The 18296-nt window shown below is 42.2% G+C and carries 11 protein-coding genes, 3 tRNA genes, 3 rRNA genes and 1 pseudogene; 12 read left to right on the top strand and 6 right to left on the bottom strand.

Going from position 1 to position 18296, the window contains the following annotated elements:
• Positions 1 to 713: 713 nt before the first annotated feature.
• From B5D82_RS07980 to B5D82_RS07950, 7 genes are all read left to right on the top strand, one after another.
• A 16S ribosomal RNA gene (locus B5D82_RS07980) occupies positions 714 to 2258 on the top strand.
• A 122-nt stretch (positions 2259 to 2380) separates the two neighbouring features.
• Positions 2381 to 2457 (top strand) — tRNA-Ile (locus B5D82_RS07975).
• A gap of 123 nt (positions 2458 to 2580) precedes the next feature.
• Positions 2581 to 2656: transfer RNA gene (locus B5D82_RS07970), tRNA-Ala, on the top strand.
• A 443-nt stretch (positions 2657 to 3099) separates the two neighbouring features.
• Positions 3100 to 5991, top strand: a 23S ribosomal RNA gene (locus tag B5D82_RS07965).
• 135 nt (positions 5992 to 6126) lie between these two features.
• A 5S ribosomal RNA gene (rrf, locus tag B5D82_RS07960) occupies positions 6127 to 6241 on the top strand.
• The 16S, 23S and 5S rRNA genes sit together here with 3 tRNA genes alongside, the layout of an rRNA operon.
• 43 nt (positions 6242 to 6284) lie before the next feature.
• Positions 6285 to 6369, top strand: a tRNA-Tyr gene (locus B5D82_RS07955).
• Positions 6370 to 6701: 332 nt separating this feature from the next.
• Positions 6702 to 8063: a DEAD/DEAH box helicase gene (locus B5D82_RS07950; protein WP_081150580.1), complete on the top strand. Its 1362-nt coding sequence runs from the start codon at positions 6702 to 6704 to the stop codon at positions 8061 to 8063.
• Positions 8064 to 8115: 52 nt separating this feature from the next.
• Here B5D82_RS07950 and B5D82_RS07945 read toward each other — a convergent pair whose 3' ends face one another.
• Positions 8116 to 8559, bottom strand: coding sequence for a YaiI/YqxD family protein (locus B5D82_RS07945; RefSeq protein WP_081150578.1), 444 nt, complete (start codon positions 8557 to 8559; stop codon positions 8116 to 8118).
• 122 nt (positions 8560 to 8681) lie between these two features.
• Between B5D82_RS07945 and B5D82_RS07940 the strand changes: the two genes are divergently transcribed.
• From B5D82_RS07940 to B5D82_RS07930, 3 genes are all read left to right on the top strand, one after another.
• Positions 8682 to 9158, top strand: a complete 477-nt coding sequence (locus B5D82_RS07940) for an acyl-CoA thioesterase (RefSeq protein WP_081150576.1) — start codon at positions 8682 to 8684, stop codon at positions 9156 to 9158.
• Between the two features lie 67 nt (positions 9159 to 9225).
• Positions 9226 to 9579 carry a DUF2750 domain-containing protein gene (locus B5D82_RS07935; protein ID WP_081154401.1) on the top strand — a complete coding sequence of 118 codons (354 nt, stop codon included), beginning with the start codon at positions 9226 to 9228 and terminating at the stop codon, positions 9577 to 9579.
• Between the two features lie 6 nt (positions 9580 to 9585).
• Entirely contained in the window at positions 9586 to 10833 is a 1248-nt protein-coding gene (locus B5D82_RS07930) for a DEAD/DEAH box helicase (RefSeq protein WP_081150574.1), read from the top strand.
• A gap of 55 nt (positions 10834 to 10888) precedes the next feature.
• On the opposite strand, the gene B5D82_RS07925 is transcribed toward B5D82_RS07930, so the two are convergent.
• Positions 10889 to 11377 (bottom strand): thioredoxin domain-containing protein, encoded by a 489-nt coding sequence (locus B5D82_RS07925; protein WP_081150572.1) that lies wholly within the window; start codon positions 11375 to 11377, stop codon positions 10889 to 10891.
• A 418-nt stretch (positions 11378 to 11795) separates the two neighbouring features.
• Here B5D82_RS07925 and nhaD point away from each other — a divergent pair.
• Positions 11796 to 13192, top strand: a pseudogene (nhaD, locus tag B5D82_RS07920) (sodium:proton antiporter NhaD).
• Between the two features lie 64 nt (positions 13193 to 13256).
• On the opposite strand, the gene B5D82_RS07915 reads toward nhaD, so the two are convergent.
• The 3 genes from B5D82_RS07915 to B5D82_RS07905 form a co-directional block, all read right to left on the bottom strand.
• Positions 13257 to 14384 carry an alpha/beta hydrolase gene (locus tag B5D82_RS07915; RefSeq protein ID WP_081150570.1) on the bottom strand — a complete coding sequence of 376 codons (1128 nt, stop codon included), beginning with the start codon at positions 14382 to 14384 and terminating at the stop codon, positions 13257 to 13259.
• A 75-nt stretch (positions 14385 to 14459) separates the two neighbouring features.
• Complete coding sequence (locus B5D82_RS07910) at positions 14460 to 14897, bottom strand: hypothetical protein (RefSeq protein WP_081150568.1); 438 nt, start codon at positions 14895 to 14897, stop codon at positions 14460 to 14462.
• A 69-nt stretch (positions 14898 to 14966) separates the two neighbouring features.
• A complete protein-coding gene (locus B5D82_RS07905) occupies positions 14967 to 15173 on the bottom strand; it encodes a cysteine-rich CWC family protein (RefSeq protein WP_081150566.1) in 207 nt (68 codons plus the stop codon).
• A gap of 174 nt (positions 15174 to 15347) precedes the next feature.
• Here B5D82_RS07905 and B5D82_RS07900 point away from each other — a divergent pair, with 174 nt between their 5' ends.
• Positions 15348 to 17318: a DNA topoisomerase III gene (locus B5D82_RS07900; protein ID WP_081150564.1), complete on the top strand. Its 1971-nt coding sequence runs from the start codon at positions 15348 to 15350 to the stop codon at positions 17316 to 17318.
• Positions 17319 to 17360: 42 nt separating this feature from the next.
• On the opposite strand, the gene B5D82_RS07895 is transcribed toward B5D82_RS07900, so the two are convergent.
• Positions 17361 to 18245: a LysR family transcriptional regulator gene (locus B5D82_RS07895; RefSeq protein WP_081150562.1), complete on the bottom strand. Its 885-nt coding sequence runs from the start codon at positions 18243 to 18245 to the stop codon at positions 17361 to 17363.
• Between the last annotated feature and the right edge of the window lie 51 nt (positions 18246 to 18296).

Here is an 18296-nt window from a genome sequence, read left to right as displayed (position 1 = left end):
ATTCAAATTCACTAAAGCAAGACTAATGTGATGAGTAGAAGTAGATAAAACCGTGCGATTAATCAACGTATTGAACATTAAAAACTCAATCACAGTAAGGGTTGTACAAATAAAAAGCAAACAAACATCTTTTCGCAATTTAATTGGATTTAGGTGTTGACGTGAGGCGAGAAATCTCTAGAATGCGCTCCAGTTCCAAGGGGTAACCCCAACGGGCTGTTTTAATAAGTTATCTAGTACGGTTTAGGCTGAATGAGTTAACTTAACGTTTTAAAGTAGGGTTTTGAATTTTCTGAAAAGAAAGTTTAAAAAAACGAAATAAAATGTTGACATTAAAACTGAGTTGCGTAGAATGCGCATCTCGCTTCAGGCAAGGCCTGCAGCAACGAAGCAAAGCGAATGAGATTTTGTTTCGGTTAGTTTTTTACTTCGAGTATAAACTAACGTTCTTTAACAATTAGTTATCATGCAATTTGTGTGGACACTCACATTAACGTTGATTTTACATAGTTATCCTCGGATAACAAAAAAAACAGCTTAATATGATGTCACACAAAAAATAAGTATCATTTAGGTCTTCGGATTTAAATTATACGTTTTATGTAGTTACTTTCTTCTTTAGTCGGATAGAAAGTAACACGACAGAATTCATTGAGCAGATGTCTTTTCTTAGTTAACTTCGGTTCGTTAAGGTGAGCATCACAAACGATTTTTAATTGAAGAGTTTGATCATGGCTCAGATTGAACGCTGGCGGCAGGCTTAACACATGCAAGTCGAGCGGTAACAGAGATAGCTTGCTATCTGCTGACAAGCGGCGGACGGGTGAGTAATGCTTGGGAATATGCCTTTGAGTGGGGGACAACAGTTGGAAACGACTGCTAATACCGCATAACGTCTACGGACCAAAGGGGGGGACGCTTCGGCACCTCTCGCTCATTGATTAGCCCAAGTGAGATTAGCTAGTTGGTAAGGTAATGGCTTACCAAGGCGACGATCTCTAGCTGGTTTGAGAGGATGATCAGCCACACTGGGACTGAGACACGGCCCAGACTCCTACGGGAGGCAGCAGTGGGGAATATTGCACAATGGGCGAAAGCCTGATGCAGCCATGCCGCGTGTGTGAAGAAGGCCTTCGGGTTGTAAAGCACTTTCAGCGAGGAGGAAAGGTTAGTAGTTAATAACTGCTAGCTGTGACGTTACTCGCAGAAGAAGCACCGGCTAACTTCGTGCCAGCAGCCGCGGTAATACGAGGGGTGCAAGCGTTAATCGGAATTACTGGGCGTAAAGCGTGCGTAGGTGGTTTGTTAAGCAAGATGTGAAAGCCCTGGGCTCAACCTGGGAACTGCATTTTGAACTGGCAAGCTAGAGTTTTGTAGAGGGTAGTGGAATTTCCAGTGTAGCGGTGAAATGCGTAGAGATTGGAAGGAACATCAGTGGCGAAGGCGGCTACCTGGACAAAGACTGACACTGAGGCACGAAAGCGTGGGGAGCAAACAGGATTAGATACCCTGGTAGTCCACGCCGTAAACGATGTCAACTAGCCGTCTGTAGACTTGATCTGTGGGTGGCGTAGCTAACGCGCTAAGTTGACCGCCTGGGGAGTACGGCCGCAAGGTTAAAACTCAAATGAATTGACGGGGGCCCGCACAAGCGGTGGAGCATGTGGTTTAATTCGATGCAACGCGAAGAACCTTACCATCCCTTGACATCCAGAGAAGAGACTAGAGATAGACTTGTGCCTTCGGGAACTCTGTGACAGGTGCTGCATGGCTGTCGTCAGCTCGTGTTGTGAAATGTTGGGTTAAGTCCCGCAACGAGCGCAACCCCTATCCTTATTTGCCAGCGAGTTATGTCGGGAACTCTAAGGAGACTGCCGGTGATAAACCGGAGGAAGGTGGGGACGACGTCAAGTCATCATGGCCCTTACGGGATGGGCTACACACGTGCTACAATGGCAAGTACAGAGGGCAGCAATACCGCGAGGTGGAGCGAATCCCACAAAGCTTGTCGTAGTCCGGATTGGAGTCTGCAACTCGACTCCATGAAGTCGGAATCGCTAGTAATCGTAGATCAGAATGCTACGGTGAATACGTTCCCGGGCCTTGTACACACCGCCCGTCACACCATGGGAGTGGGTTGCAAAAGAAGTGGCTAGTTTAACCCTTCGGGGAGGACGGTCACCACTTTGTGATTCATGACTGGGGTGAAGTCGTAACAAGGTAACCCTAGGGGAACCTGGGGTTGGATCACCTCCTTATCTTGAAGTAAAACAGCTTAATGAGAACCTCGGTTCTACGAGTGTTCACACAAATTACATGATAACAAATTAGAAGAAGTCCAAACATGCTAGCTTCGGACGTAAATTCTTGAAAGAGAAATAGGTCTGTAGCTCAGCTGGTTAGAGCGCACCCCTGATAAGGGTGAGGTCGGCAGTTCAAGTCTGCCCAGACCTACCAATTTACGCCACTTGCGGCGTTGGCTCATCACTCGTGTAGAAATGCCTACACTTCGCGATAAACCGCCTTGCAACTGACGTAAATCTGCGTTTATGCTCTAGCTAAAAGTATGTTTCCCATTGCGGGGCTATAGCTCAGCTGGGAGAGCGCCTGCCTTGCACGCAGGAGGTCAGCAGTTCGATCCTGCTTAGCTCCACCACTTCTTCATTAAGAATAGAAAGACCAAACTTAAGTTATGCTTCATTTAAGCTACTTTAAGTTTGGTTTTTAACCAAGTCACCACCGAATGCGTGTGAATGACAAGTTCTTTAACAATCTGGAAAGCTGATATAAATACCGGTATTTATATGATGAACACGGTGTCGCGCTGTTGTTCATAAATTATAAATACCAAGCTGTTGTTAACGGGAATATCGCCTGTTAATGATGGTGATTACGGGTCCTCCTCGGAAACGTAATCAACCCGGTAGTTTATTTACGTTTAGTTTACTAATCGTAATGAATTACCACTCTTATTCAAGACACACTTTGTGTGCGTGAAAATGTCAGACTTTACAATTGCGTCGGATTAGTCTCCGATGTGTACTAACTGTTTTAAACTGAAAGCTTATAGCTGACAGCTGAGACCACTTAGGGTTGTATGGTTAAGTGACTAAGCGTATGTGGTGGATGCCTTGGCAGTTAGAGGCGATGAAGGACGTGTTAATCTGCGAAAAGCTTTGGTGAGGTGATAAAAACCGTTATAGCCAAAGATATCCGAATGGGGAAACCCACCCGTCGTAAGGCGGGTATCATTAAGTGAATACATAGCTTAATGAGGCGAACCGGGAGAACTGAAACATCTAAGTACCCCGAGGAAAAGAAATCAACCGAGATTTCCTTAGTAGCGGCGAGCGAACGGGAATTAGCCCTTAAGTGGTTTGTAAGTTAGTGGAATCTACTGGAAAGTAGAGCGATACAGGGTGATAGCCCCGTACACGAAAATAAACTTATCATGAAATCGAGTAGGTCGGCACACGTGAAACGTTGACTGAACATGGGGGGACCATCCTCCAAGGCTAAATACTCCTAACTGACCGATAGTGAACCAGTACCGTGAGGGAAAGGCGAAAAGAACCCCTGTGAGGGGAGTGAAATAGAACCTGAAACCGCATACGTACAAGCAGTGAGAGCCGGATTTAGTCCGGTGATTGCGTACCTTTTGTATAATGGGTCAGCGACTTATATTCTGTAGCAAGGTTAACCGAATAGGGGAGCCGTAGCGAAAGCGAGTGTTAACTGCGCGTTTAGTTGCAGGGTATAGACCCGAAACCCGGCGATCTACCCATGGGCAGGTTGAAGGTTGAGTAACATCAACTGGAGGACCGAACACACGTATGTTGAAAAATGCGGTGATGACTTGTGGGTCGGAGTGAAAGGCTAATCAAGCCGGGAGATAGCTGGTTCTCCCCGAAATCTATTTAGGTAGAGCCTCGCACGAACACCATTGGGGGTAGAGCACTGTTAAGGCTAGGGGGTCATCCCGACTTACCAACCCTTTGCAAACTCCGAATACCAATGAGTGATATGCGGGAGACACACTACGGGTGCTAACGTCCGTTGTGAAGAGGGAAACAACCCAGACCGCCAGCTAAGGTCCCAAAGTACTAGTTAAGTGGGAAACGATGTGGAAAGGCATAGACAGCTAGGAGGTTGGCTTAGAAGCAGCCATCCTTTAAAGAAAGCGTAATAGCTCACTAGTCGAGTCGGTCTGCGCGGAAGATGTAACGGGGCTAAACTAGTCACCGAAGCTGCGGATTTGAACTTAGGTTCAAGTGGTAGGGGAGCGTTCTGTAAGCCGTTGAAGGTGTGTTGTAAAGCATGCTGGAGGTATCAGAAGTGCGAATGCTGACATGAGTAACGATAAGGGGAGTGAAAAACTCCCCCGCCGAAAGACCAAGGTTTCCTGTCCCATGTTAATCAGGGCAGGGTAAGTCGGCCCCTAAGGCGAGGCGGAAACGCGTAGTCGATGGGAAACAGATTAATATTTCTGTACTTCTATATATTGCGAAGGAGGGACGGAGTAGGCTAGGTGAGCACGGCGTTGGTAGTCCGTGTGAAAGTATGTAGGCGGTTGTCTTAGGTAAATCCGGGACTTCATTAACGCTGAGATACGAGACGAGACTCTACGGAGTTGAAGTCATTGATGCCATGCTTCCAGGAAAAGCTTCTAAGCTTCAGATATATAGGAACCGTACCCCAAACCGACACAGGTGGTTAGGTAGAGAATACTAAGGCGCTTGAGAGAACTCGGGTGAAGGAACTAGGCAAAATAGTACCGTAACTTCGGGAGAAGGTACGCTCTCTAATGTGAAGCCCTTGCGGCGTAAGCATCGGAGAGTCGAAGTAACCAGGTGGCTGGAACTGTTTATTAAAAACACAGCACTGTGCAAAATCGAAAGATGACGTATACGGTGTGACGCCTGCCCGGTGCCGGAAGGTTAATTGATTGGGTTATCTTCGGAGAAGCTCATGATCGAAGCCCCGGTAAACGGCGGCCGTAACTATAACGGTCCTAAGGTAGCGAAATTCCTTGTCGGGTAAGTTCCGACCTGCACGAATGGCGTAATCATGGCCACACTGTCTCCACCCGAGACTCAGTGAAATTGAAATTGCGGTTAAGATGCCGTATACCCGCGGCTAGACGGAAAGACCCCGTGAACCTTTACTATAGCTTGACAGTGAACATTGCTCCTACATGTGTAGGATAGGTGGGAGGCGTTGAAACTTTGTCGCTAGATGAAGTGGAGCCAACCTTGAAATACCACCCTTGTATGCGTGATGTTCTAACCTAGGGCCCTTATCGGGCTTGGGGACACTGTCTGGTGGGTAGTTTGACTGGGGCGGTCTCCTCCTAAAGAGTAACGGAGGAGCACGAAGGTTGGCTAAGTACGGTCGGACATCGTACGGTTAGTGCAATGGCATAAGCCAGCTTAACTGCGAGACAGACACGTCGAGCAGGTACGAAAGTAGGTCATAGTGATCCGGTGGTTCTGTATGGAAGGGCCATCGCTCAACGGATAAAAGGTACTCCGGGGATAACAGGCTGATACCGCCCAAGAGTTCATATCGACGGCGGTGTTTGGCACCTCGATGTCGGCTCATCACATCCTGGGGCTGAAGTCGGTCCCAAGGGTATGGCTGTTCGCCATTTAAAGTGGTACGCGAGCTGGGTTTAGAACGTCGTGAGACAGTTCGGTCCCTATCTGCCGTGGGCGTTTGAGAATTGAAGAGGGCTGCTCCTAGTACGAGAGGACCGGAGTGGACGAACCGCTGGTGTTCGGGTTGTTATGCCAATAGCATTGCCCGGTAGCTACGTTCGGAACTGATAACCGCTGAAAGCATCTAAGCGGGAAGCAGGCTTTGAGATGAGTTCTCACTGGAGCTTTAAGCTCCCTAAAGGGTCGTTGGAGACTACAACGTTGATAGGTTGGGTGTGGAAGTGCTGCGAGGCATTGAGCTAACCAATACTAATTACCCGTGAGGCTTAACCATACAACACCCAAGTGGTTTTGTAGGTAAGTTTGACAAACATCACGCATAACATAGTGATGAATAAGAGAAAACAAACGTATTTATTATCATTGAGACACGTCTTAATGAACGGCTTTCAAGATTGTACCCTTTTTGTCTAGCGACAATAGCGACATGGCCCCACCTGATCCCATTCCGAACTCAGAAGTGAAACGTGTTAGCGCCGATGGTAGTGTGGGAGTTCCCATGTGAGAGTAGGACATTGCTAGGCTTCTATTTAGAATACCCAGCTTAGGCTGGGTTTTCGACCCTGTGGAGGGGTTCCCGAGTGGCCAAAGGGATCAGACTGTAAATCTGACGGCTCAGCCTTCGGTGGTTCGAATCCACCTCCCTCCACCATCATTCTAAAAACCCGTAACGAAAGTTACGGGTTTTTTTTCGTTTGTTTTTTCGATTATATAGCTCAGTTTTTAGTTTATATTCAGAGTTTCAACCCCGACAGATCTTTTGTTTTTGTTTTTCTATAACGTCTCTTAGGTAGATTGGTTTTTAAAAGTCTTTCCACCTAACTAAAACGAGCTTTACGTAGAAATTAAATGCTTAACTATTAAAAAACGGCAGATATTTAATCAACTTGGTATAAGCACTACCATTGCACTAAAGCCGTCTATACTGTATTCTGCACCGCCGTTTGACATTGGCTCAAACCACCAGCGAGAAGAGTATATTCTATGAGTTTTACCGATTTAGGTTTATCTGCCCCCATTCAAAAAGCGATTGCGGAAAAAGGTTACGATACGCCTTCACCTATTCAAGCCCAGGCGATTCCTGCCGTGCTTGCTGGTAAAGACGTTATGGCTGCAGCACAAACTGGAACAGGTAAAACTGCAGGTTTTACATTACCCATTCTTGAATTACTTTCTCGCGGCGATAAAGTGCGTCCAAACCAAGCACGAACTCTTATTATTACGCCAACTCGTGAACTTGCGGCACAAATTGCAGAAAACGTAGAAATGTACGGTAAGCACTTACCTTTAAAATCAACTGTGGTTTTTGGTGGTGTTAAGATTAACCCTCAAATGCAACGTTTACGTGAAGGCGTTGATATTTTAGTTGCTACACCGGGCCGACTATTAGATCTATATAATCAAAATGCTGTTCGCTTTAATCAATTAGAAATTTTAGTACTTGATGAAGCTGACAGAATGTTAGATATGGGCTTCCTTCGTGATATTAAGAAAATTTTATCATTGCTACCAAAAACGCGCCAAACGCTACTTTTCTCAGCAACATTTTCTCCTGATATTCGTGAGCTTGCAAAGCGCATGGTTAATGACCCTGTAGAAATTTCAATTAGCCCGAAAAATACCACGGCTGAAAGAGTTGAGCAGTTGATCTACTCGGTTGATAAAAACAGAAAATCAGCCTTACTGACACATTTAATCCTAGAAAATAACTGGCAACAAGTTATCGTGTTTATGAAAACTAAACATGGTGCAAATAAATTAACTAAACAGTTAGATGCTGCAGGTATTCAAGCCGCCGCTATTCATGGTAATAAAAGCCAAGGCGCAAGAACTAAAGCGTTAGCACAATTTAAAGAAGGCAAAATTAGTGTACTAGTGGCAACTGATATTGCTGCTCGCGGTATCGATATTGACCAATTACCACAAGTGGTAAATTTTGAGTTGCCTAATGTGCCTGAAGATTACGTTCATCGTATTGGACGTACTGGTCGAGCAGGTTCTAGTGGTCATGCCGTATCATTAGTCTGTGCCGATGAAATAGATTTACTTAATGACGTTGAACACGTTATACAAACACACATACCAAGAGAAATTGTAGCAGGATTTGAACCTGTACACGCCTTACCGGAATCACGTAATTTACGCGCTTTAAAACCTAAAAAGCCAAGAAAATTTAAATCGGAAGGTACTGAGCATAAAGATGGTCAACGCTCTGGTGATAATGCTCGTGGTAATAAACCTACCGGAAAAAACCGTCGTCATATAGGCAATAGCTCAGCGAGTAACCCATATGGCAATAGTGAAAATAACAATGCTGGACGTCGCCGTATTAATCCAAATAAGTAACGATTAAACAACGGCTAAATTTTATTTAGCCGTTGTTATTTGTGTAGAGGTTTTATTTCTGCGCTAACAATTTATCAAGATTGTTAGCAAATGCTTGTCGATCACCCTGGCTTATAGGGGGTGCACCACCTGTTTCAATACCACTTGAACGTAGAGTATCCATAAAGTCACGCATGTTGAGACGTTGACGTATATTCGCCTCGGTGTAAAGTTCGCCTCTTGGGTTCAGCGCTAAACAACCTTTTTCAACCACTTCAGCTGCTAAAGGAATATCTGCCGTTATTACTAAATCATTGGCTTCAGCGCGTTTAACTATTTCATCATCGGCTACATCAAAACCAGCGGTAACTTGAACAAAATTAATTACCTTTGAAGGTGGCACTTTTAAATAGTGATTTGCCAGTAATGTTGTCGGGGTTTGTGTGCGCTCTGCAGCTCGAAACAATATTTCTTTAATAACTACCGGACAAGAGTCGGCATCAACCCAAATTTTCATGCTTTACCTTTAAATACCATCAATAATTTAACTAGTGGTAATGTAACGCTAAATATCGTGTAATGTAAGCTCTGTTAAGCGCTAATTAACCATATGTACACATACTCTAACTAGGACGAACAATGAACCAACCACAACGCGATATAACCTTGAGATTTTTAGCTGAACCACAAGACGTAAACTTTGGCGGTAAAGTCCATGGTGGTGCGGTAATGAAATGGATAGATTTAGCAGCTTACGCCTGTGCAGCAGGTTGGAGCGGCCGTTATTGTGTGACCGCTTATGCCGGTGGCATTCGTTTTATAGCTCCGATACATGTCGGCAGTTTAGTTGAAGTTGAAGCTAAAGTTATTTATACCGGAAACTCTTCCATGCATATAGCGTTGGAAGTTAATGCTTGTGATCCTAAGTCGTTAAATCGTCGATTAACTACACACTGTATCGTGATCATGGTGGCTGTTGATCAAAACGGGCAGTCTGAACGTATCCCTGAATGGATACCAAAAACAGATGCAGATATAAAGCAGCATGAAAGTGCAAAAAAATTAATGGAAATGCGCAAACAGATCGGCGAAGAGATGCAAATTTTTGTAGAATAGCGCTACTAAATAAACTTGTTCAGGATTTCATGTGTTAGAGCCAGATAAAATTAAACAAATATTGCAAATGGATGATGCACAACGAGCCGCTTACTTCCTTAATGAGGCAGTAAGCCAAAGCGAGTTATGGATTTTAACCGATGAGCATGGCTGTGTAATGCTCAACACGGAAGATGAAGACTGTGTGCCCGTTTGGCCTAATAAAGAGTTTGCACAAGCTTGGGCTACTGATGGCTGGGAAGCCTGCCAACCTGAGGCTATTTCATTAGATAAATGGTTTAGCCGTTGGACCCATGGTTTAACTGATGATGAACTCGCTATTGTGGTATTTCCAAGCCAAGACGAGCAAGGGTTAATTTTTTACCCTGACGAGCTTGAGCATGAACTTAAACAAAAACAACATTCGAATAATAAGCGATAGATAAGCATGAGTTTTTCGTCCCTAGCATTAGACAAATCACTGACTGATGCAGTTAAAGCCTTAGGCTATGATCAGCCAACGCCTATTCAGCTGCAGGCCATTCCTGCTATTTTAGCCAATAAAGACATTATGGCGGGAGCACAAACCGGCACAGGTAAAACCGCTGCGTTTGCTTTACCTATTCTCCAACGCTTAGGTGAGAATATTCCCGCTTCAAGACCTATAAGAGCGTTAATATTAACACCGACACGCGAACTGGCTCAGCAAGTGTATAAAAGCTTTGTTAGCTATGCTGAAAACACTGAGCTTAATATTGCAGTTGCCTATGGCGGTGTCAGTATTAAGCCACAAATTGAAGCCATAGAAAAAGGTGCTGACATACTCATCGCCACGCCTGGGCGTTTGTTAGATCATATAGTTAATGGCAGTGTGTTATTAATTCATCTCGAAACTATTGTCTTTGATGAAGCTGATCGCATGTTAGATATGGGCTTTAAAGATGAAATAGACCGAATTTTAAATCGACTACCGCCCAAGCGTCAGACGTTACTGTTTTCAGCCACTTTTGATGATGCCATTTTCAAACTCAGTAAAACTTTACTTAATGAACCTGAGCTTATTGAAGTCAGCGAACGTAATACCGCGGCTACAAAAGTTGAGCAAATTGTTTATACCGTGGACAGCGATCGCAAACGCGAGCTAACGTCATTTCTAATAGGTTCTAAAAACTGGCAACAAGTGCTTATTTTTACTCGTACAAAAATTGGCGCAGATGAACTCGCGAAAGAAATGTCTAAAGACGGCATTAAAACCCAATCGATACATGGTGATAAATCACAAGGTGCGCGTGATAAAGCTTTAGCGGAGTTTAAAGCAGGTAAAACTAGAGCGTTGGTCGCCACAGATGTTGCCGCTCGAGGTATCGACATTAGTGATTTACGCTATGTTATTAATTACGAACTTCCTTATATTGCTGAAGACTACATTCATCGTATTGGCCGTACAGGACGAGCAGGTAATGAAGGTTTAGCTATTTCCTTAATGAGCCCGTCAGAAACCTGGTTGTTGGAAGCAGTAGAAAAAGTATTAGACACACGTTTAATGCAACAATGGCTACCAGGCTATGAACCCGATCTAACCAAAAAAGACGCTCCCGCGAGAAAGAATACCTTAGGTCAGCAAAAGAAACACGGCCGACAAAAAGCCTTTGGTGATAAAAACAAGACTAAGCCTAATAAGCCACGTCGTCGTTAATAGCAGATGTTAAAAAATTTTAAAGCCGAATGACAAATAATTCGGCTTTTTATGTTCAGGAAGAACGGTATGTCACGATCACATGGATTTGAAAGAGTGACGAGTGGAAAAGCGATAAAGGGTAAATAAGCGACCAATTCCTTATACTGTGCAAAAAATTATTACGGTCTAATGATTTACTATCAATTAAATGCTTACCATTAACCACCATATAGTTGGCATGCTGGTAAGTTGTTTTTTGTGATAGTTCATCTGGTATTTTCTTCTCTTCTTTTGCCTGAGCGATCACTGAAAAGCATTTCATATCTTGATCAAATTTATCAACATCGCCACCGCTTAAAACAAAAACATGACGGATATCTTTTTCATTTGTAATAGTGGCTCTATCGGTTTGTAAATATTTAAAAATAGCCGCATAAAACTCATTATCAATACCCGTCTTTTCGGCAATAATTAGAGCTTTACCTAGCATGAAATTCATTGCTGAAGGCGTATGACCCATAAAGTCGTGATGCACCTTAATAAACTTGGCTTGTGCTGGCATGACTTGTTTAAACCCTCAAACTACGGTTCATAAGCACGTCATGTTGGGCCGTAATAAGAAAAAATTGAGTTAACTCTGGGGTTAAAGTTTTCTTTTCCGTCACTACGCGATAGTGTTTCCCTGCTTTGAAGCCGGCAGAAAGCTCAAAAAACTGGTAGAGAATAAAAGCGTTATTGCAAATGTACTGATGATTTATATTAAGTTCGTAAATACTTTGTCATTATTTGGCCAAAAAATTTATAAAATAATTTAATAGGTAGACGCAACATTAACTAGAATGTTCATCAGAAAATGTAAAAATTAGAGTCAATAACTTGTTATTACAGCCTTATTGAATATTGTTAGCTTTTTTTTAATGACTTTATTGGTGACATAGTGTCTTAATAGAACAAGGACATGTAAAAATAAGCATCACGCAATGAAATTATCAATTTCCACCTTCATTCTTTTACTCTTTACTTGTTTTAATACTTCAGCAAGTGAAGTTGCAAGTGTGACAATTTCACTGACCGATCATTGGGTTGGGTATGCTGCTATTGCTATATTCGTTGTTGCTTATGTTGTCGTAATTTTCGAAGAACAACTGCACATGCGAAAATCAAACCTATGCTGTTAGCGGCGGGCGTTATTTGGTTCTTAGTGGCTATTTTTTACCAACAAATGGGTGACCATCATTCCGCTGCCGTTGCTATTAGGCATAACTTTCTTGAATACGCTGAGTTATTCTTCTTTCTGCTAGTGGCGATGACCTATATCAACTCCATGCTTGAACGTGAGGTTTTTGATGCCTTACGAGACCGACTCATTATTAAAGGTTTAAGTTATCGCAAGTTATTTTGGTTAACGGGGGGGTTGGCATTTTTTATATCTCCTGTTGCCGATAACTTAACAACAGCACTGATCATGTGCGCGGTTATCTTAGCTGTTGGAAAAGATCAGCCTAAATTTATTGCTATTGGCTGTGTCAATATTGTTATAGCAGCAAATGCTGGCGGCGCCTTTAGTCCGTTCGGCGACATAACAACCTTGATGGTTTGGCAGAAAGGTCTGGTCGAGTTTGGAGATTTCTTCAAATTATTTCTGCCCTCATTAGTCAACTACTTAGTACCAGCATTTATTATGCAATTTGCTTTGCCTTCAGGTAGGCCTGCAGCAATATCATCAGCGCCAGTACAAATAAAAAAAGGTGGCCTAGTTATTGTTGGCTTATTTTTGATGACCATTATTACTGCCGTTAGTTTCCATAATTTTCTTAATATTCCGCCAGTATTTGGCATGATGACCGGACTAGCATATTTAAAATTATATGCTTATTACTTACGTGAATTTAACAATACTCATATTGATAAATCAGATTTACCGACTAGTCACTCTGTTGAAGATGACTTTGATATTTTTGATAAAATTGCCAAAGCAGAGTGGGATACCTTGTTCTTTTTCTATGGTGTGATTTTAGCGGTAGGCGGTTTAGGGTTTATTGGTTATTTAACGTTAACATCGAATTTTATTTACGGTGAGTTAGGGGCAACTACCGCAAATATTCTCGTGGGGTTATTGTCAGCCATTGTTGATAATATTCCGGTGATGTTTGCTGTGTTGTCAATGCAACCGGATATGAGCCAATGGCAGTGGTTACTGGTGACATTAACGGCAGGGGTAGGTGGCAGCTTACTATCTATCGGCTCTGCAGCTGGTGTGGCGTTAATGGGGCAAGCGCGGGGGCAATATACTTTCTTTAGCCATCTTAAGTGGACACCCGTTATCGCATTAGGCTACGTCGCCAGCATTGGCATGCATTTTTGGCTTAACGGCTAGTTTATGCTTGATAACCCATACTAAACAGCGATATTAAAGCTGTTTAGTATTGAAATAAATACGCTTAGGTTAAGCGCCAAACTTGAGCCGATTTACACTGTCTTTTTCGGGTACTATCGTCATAAGGTATATCGTCGATACTTTGTCTGATATCCTCATTAACCGTGGCCCATAAATAATAGCTATGCTCAGTAATGCCGCCAACAATTTTAGAGCAATTGACTTGGCTGACTTTGTTGTGTAATTGCAGAGGTCTTGCAGTACCATTATGACCCAATCTATCAGTATTACCTTTGGTGTAATCAGAAATATACATCGCCAAATCACCATTGTTATAATAAACCGTCACTTGCTTTGCTAGCCGATGCAAATTAACCATCGGGCGATCTTCTTCAAAAATATTATCGTCAACATCAGGTGCACACATAAAGATATGATGGAACAATTGTGGGAAGCGCTTGTGGTTATTAAGTTTATCTAATGATACTAAAGCATGTTGTAGAACATAATTGCCCATAGAGTGACAAAGTAAATGTAGTTGCTGACCACACTCTTTAATCAAGGGGTCTTTATGTTTAGGTCTAAGTGTCATAAGAAAATCGCGTAATTTAAGAAATCCGCGTGCGACTGCTATGCTTGAATCTCTAGCGTCATTACGATCAGATAAATAGGCTTTGTTTTTCATCATTGCGCCATTTGAAGGCCAAGTAAAAAGAAATACGCTAGTATCTTTTAGGTCTTCATTATCTTGAGAATGACGATTTAACATTAATTCTAAGGCGAAGGCTGAGGCTACAGCTTCAAACCAATCAACATTAAAACCATGAATAAAAATGACCAAATCTCGCTTGGTTTCCATTTGCTTTTTCAGTGCTTGAAAGGCAGTTGTGGATCCCAGCGAAGTGGTTGTAGTATTGGCAAGATTTTCGGGCTCTTCAAACGCAGATATTAGGTGTTTTTTACGTAATTTTTTTTCAATATAGCAGGATAAACTTTCACCATCACCAGCGCGATTGTCAACAATATCATTGAGGTGGTCTTTTACTTTATTAGCACTAACATCGACAGACACACGGCCAAAACGTAAATTATTTGCACGATCACTACTGAAATCTTGCCCATAACTGTCGGGAGACCAACGTTCACCAAGGTGATTTCTGTTAGTGGCATAATATAACGTTAACGTGAGCATAGGAGCACCGTAAGGATTAGACTTAACTAGAATAATTGTAGCTAAGTTTTGTTTGCTAACAAGTAAACAGAGTGTTTATCTGGATTTTATACGTTGGAGAACTTTCGTGAACAGACTGGCTTTGCCCCGTTCTAGTGCGGCGTCATCATAATTACTGTTTAATATTTTAATGCGCATCGAATAAGTTGCACCATGACCCCAAGGCCACCAAATTACAGCAATAGCGGGCGTATCTTCAGTTGCTGGCTTGGTAAAAATCAATTGATCTTTACTCAGTTTGGCTAATTCAGCTAGTTCATCTTTCAGCGCGATAGGTGCTTGTTTGATATTTTTTTTCTGCCACTCTTCACTAAATAACCTGCGTAAAATAGTTAAGATGCGCTGTTTTTTTTCCCATGAAAACTCAGTGAGTAAAACCGCTTGTTTGTCTTCCCAACGCCAAGTAAGTTCATCACCTAAGGGGGTGGTTACTGTACTGAATATAGTGTCTTGTTGTTTTTTATTATATGACACGAAAATCCCTTGATATTTAATGCTTTAAGCAAGCTATTTGCAAGTATACTAGCACATTGTTTCGACTTGTTAAGACCTGTCGATAATATTGTCAAAGTTAAATTTGTTGATGCACTTTTTACAAATACATGACTTTCCCGCTAGCTCTTGCGGTACTTGTGCCAATAGTTCGCGCTTAATTTCACTTTTTACACACCAACAAGGTGTGCTGCTATCAACAGCGCATAAATTATTTTTTTGGCACAAAGGGCATTGGTTGGTATTAATGTCAGGCATTGGTATTATTTTTCAGTTACTTTATTGCCCTTGAAAGTAGCATAACTTGACTCACAGTAAAATATTAAGCGGTAATATCAGTAGTAATACTAGGTTAACTGTATAAATAAACAGTTTTAAATGCTAGGCTATCTAGAACATTAACCACCCTTGCTATACAAATAAGCATTCACCTTGAAATTATATATCGCCGAAAAACCAAGCCTAGGCCGAGCAATTGCAGCTGCACTGCCCAAACCTCAAAAAAATCATCAAGGCTACATCGCACTTGCCAATGGCGACGTAGTGAGTTGGTGCATTGGTCATATTCTCGAACAAGCCAATCCTGAAAACTACGACCCAGCATTTAAAAAGTGGCAAATGGCTCACTTACCGATTATACCTGAGCAGTGGCAACTTAAGCCTAAGGTACAAACCCGTGCGCAACTTACCGTTCTTCGCTCGCTAGTTAAGCAAGCCGATGAAATTATTCATGCTGGTGATCCTGACCGAGAAGGGCAATTACTGGTAGACGAGGTTATTGATTTTTTAAAGGTTTCAGCGAAAAAGAAACAAAATATTAAGCGCTTGTTGATTAGTGACTTAAATTTACCCGCAGTGCAAAGATCGTTGGCTAACTTACAAAGTAATCAATTATTTATGCCGTTATCTATCTCTGCTTTAGCGCGTTCTCGGGCTGATTGGTTATATGGCATAAATATGACTCGGGCTTATACCTTGCAAGGACAAAAAGCCGGTTTTAACAGCGTATTATCTGTGGGTAGGGTACAAACACCGCTTTTAGGTTTAGTGGTGCGGCGTCAACAAGAAATAGACAACTTTGTCGCGAAAGACTTTTACGATGTACATGCGCATTTACAAACTAAAACTCAAGAGCAGTTTATCGCTAAGTGGCAACCCAGTGAGGCTTGTCAGCCTCATATGGACGAAGAAGGGCGGGTACTTAATCGTGCTTTAGCTGAAAACGTGGTTCGGCGCATTGGTCAGCAAACCGCTGAAGTTAGCGGAGTTGATGAGCAACAAAAAAAACAGGCAGCCCCTTTACCCTATAATTTATCGTCATTACAAATCGACGCGGCAAAAATCTATTCTTTAAACGCGAAGTTGGTGCTAGATGTTTGTCAGGCCTTATATGAAAAGCATAAGCTGATCACCTATCCCCGTTCAGATTGTCGTTATTTACCAAAAGAGCATCACGATCAGGCTAAAGGTATTATTGCCATGCTAGCCAGTGCAGACGAAACCTATGCTAAGTTTGCGCAAGGTGCCAATAGTTCGTTAAAAAGTAAAGCATGGAATAACGCTAAAGTAACCGCACATCATGCCATTATTCCGACTGAAAAATCGGCAAATAAATTAACCTTAAACCCATTTGAAAAGAAGATATATTTTCTCATCGTTAGACAATATTTAGCGCAGTTTTATCCTGCTTATCAATATAACCAAACGAAGGTAGAGGTGCTGATTGCGGGTGGTAAGTTTTGTGCCAATGCTAAAACGCCTATTGCCCAAGGTTGGAAAGTACTATTTCAACGTGCGAAAAATAAGCCAGATAAAGTAGAGCAAGAAAAGGGCGATCAAAGTGATGATAATTTTGAGCGCCAGTTAACGCATCAATCATTACCTAAATTAGTAAAAGGCGAGCAACTACTTTGTCAACATGGCGAGTTAATCAGCCGTATGACACAAGCGCCGAAACATTTTACGGATGCTAGCCTGCTAAGTGCCATGACCGGTATTGCTCGATTTGTTAGTGATGTTGATATAAAGAAACTGTTACGAGAAAACGACGGTTTAGGTACAGAAGCTACCCGTGCTGGCATTATCGATTTATTATTTAAACGAGACTACTTACAGCGTCAAGGTAAAAATATCCACGCGACAGTCATTGGTACATCACTCATTAATGCCTTACCTATTGCAGCGACCATGCCAGATATGACCGCGCATTGGGAAGCAACTCTCACCAACATTAGTGAGAAAAAAAGTCGTTATGAAGACTTAATCAGTCCTTTAACATCAACGATAGCCGAGATGATTAAACAGTCTGAGCAACAATCTTTTGCACAGTTACCCAAAGTGGCTTTTAAACGAAAATCAAAAGCTAAAAAGTCCACAACGTGGAAAAAAAAGCCAACGAAGTAATAACTAAAAAAACGTTTAATAGAAACGCCTAACAAATGTTGCCTAGCAATTAATAAATAACGACTTCATAAAATCATAAAACACGTCGGTTTTTCGAGTTGTTAAACTATTTTGTGGGCGTAAAAACCACACTGGGGCATCACTTTTCGCCATCACTTCAGGCATAATTTCAACTAAAGACCCATCATTTAACTCATCATTAATCGCTATTTTTGATTTAATAGCAATCCCGTGCCCTGCTATTGCGGCTTGAGTCATGTTGTCTGAATTTGAAATAGTAAAACGTGTTTTTGCATTAAAGGTTTTTATCTTACCTTGCTTATCAAATAACTTTAATTGCCTTTGCCATGGTAAACACACCCAATTATGCTCGCCTAGTTGGGTTAAATTATTAGGCGTACCGTGTTTTTCAATATAGCTTGGCGCGGCACACAGTATACGAGTGTTATTAACTAATTTGCGCGAAAGTAAGCCTGAGTCATTAAGCTGCCCAACTCTAATAGCAACATCTTGAGCGTCATCAACGACATTAACAAAGTGATCTGTTATTAAAAAATCGAGTTTAAGATCAGGGTAAGCCTCTTCAAATTGCGTCAGCTTTGGCATAACGTATTTGGAAAAAACCCAAGGAGGCATCGTTACTCTTAATAAACCATTCACCGCTGAACTGCGAGCGCCAATAATGTGCTCTGCATCATGTAGTGCCTCAATAATAGCGCCTACTCGAGTATAAAAAACTTCACCAGCTGGCGATAAACGCACTCTACGGCTATCTCTAAATACTAAAACGGTTGAGAGTTCGCGCTCTAATTTACTTAATCGATGACTGACGGTCGCCGGCGATAAACGTTGTTCACGCGCGGCGGCCAAAACACCTTTATTTTCTACTACGGCAATAAAAGTTTCTAAATCGCTAATGCTATACATCACAGCGCCATTATCTGTTTTCAATGTTTAATATTTTCGAATGAAGCTTTC

Source organism: Cognaticolwellia beringensis, from assembly GCF_002076895.1.
GTDB classification, from domain to species: domain Bacteria; phylum Pseudomonadota; class Gammaproteobacteria; order Enterobacterales; family Alteromonadaceae; genus Cognaticolwellia; species Cognaticolwellia beringensis.
This window is presented reverse-complemented; position numbering and strand designations above follow the sequence as displayed.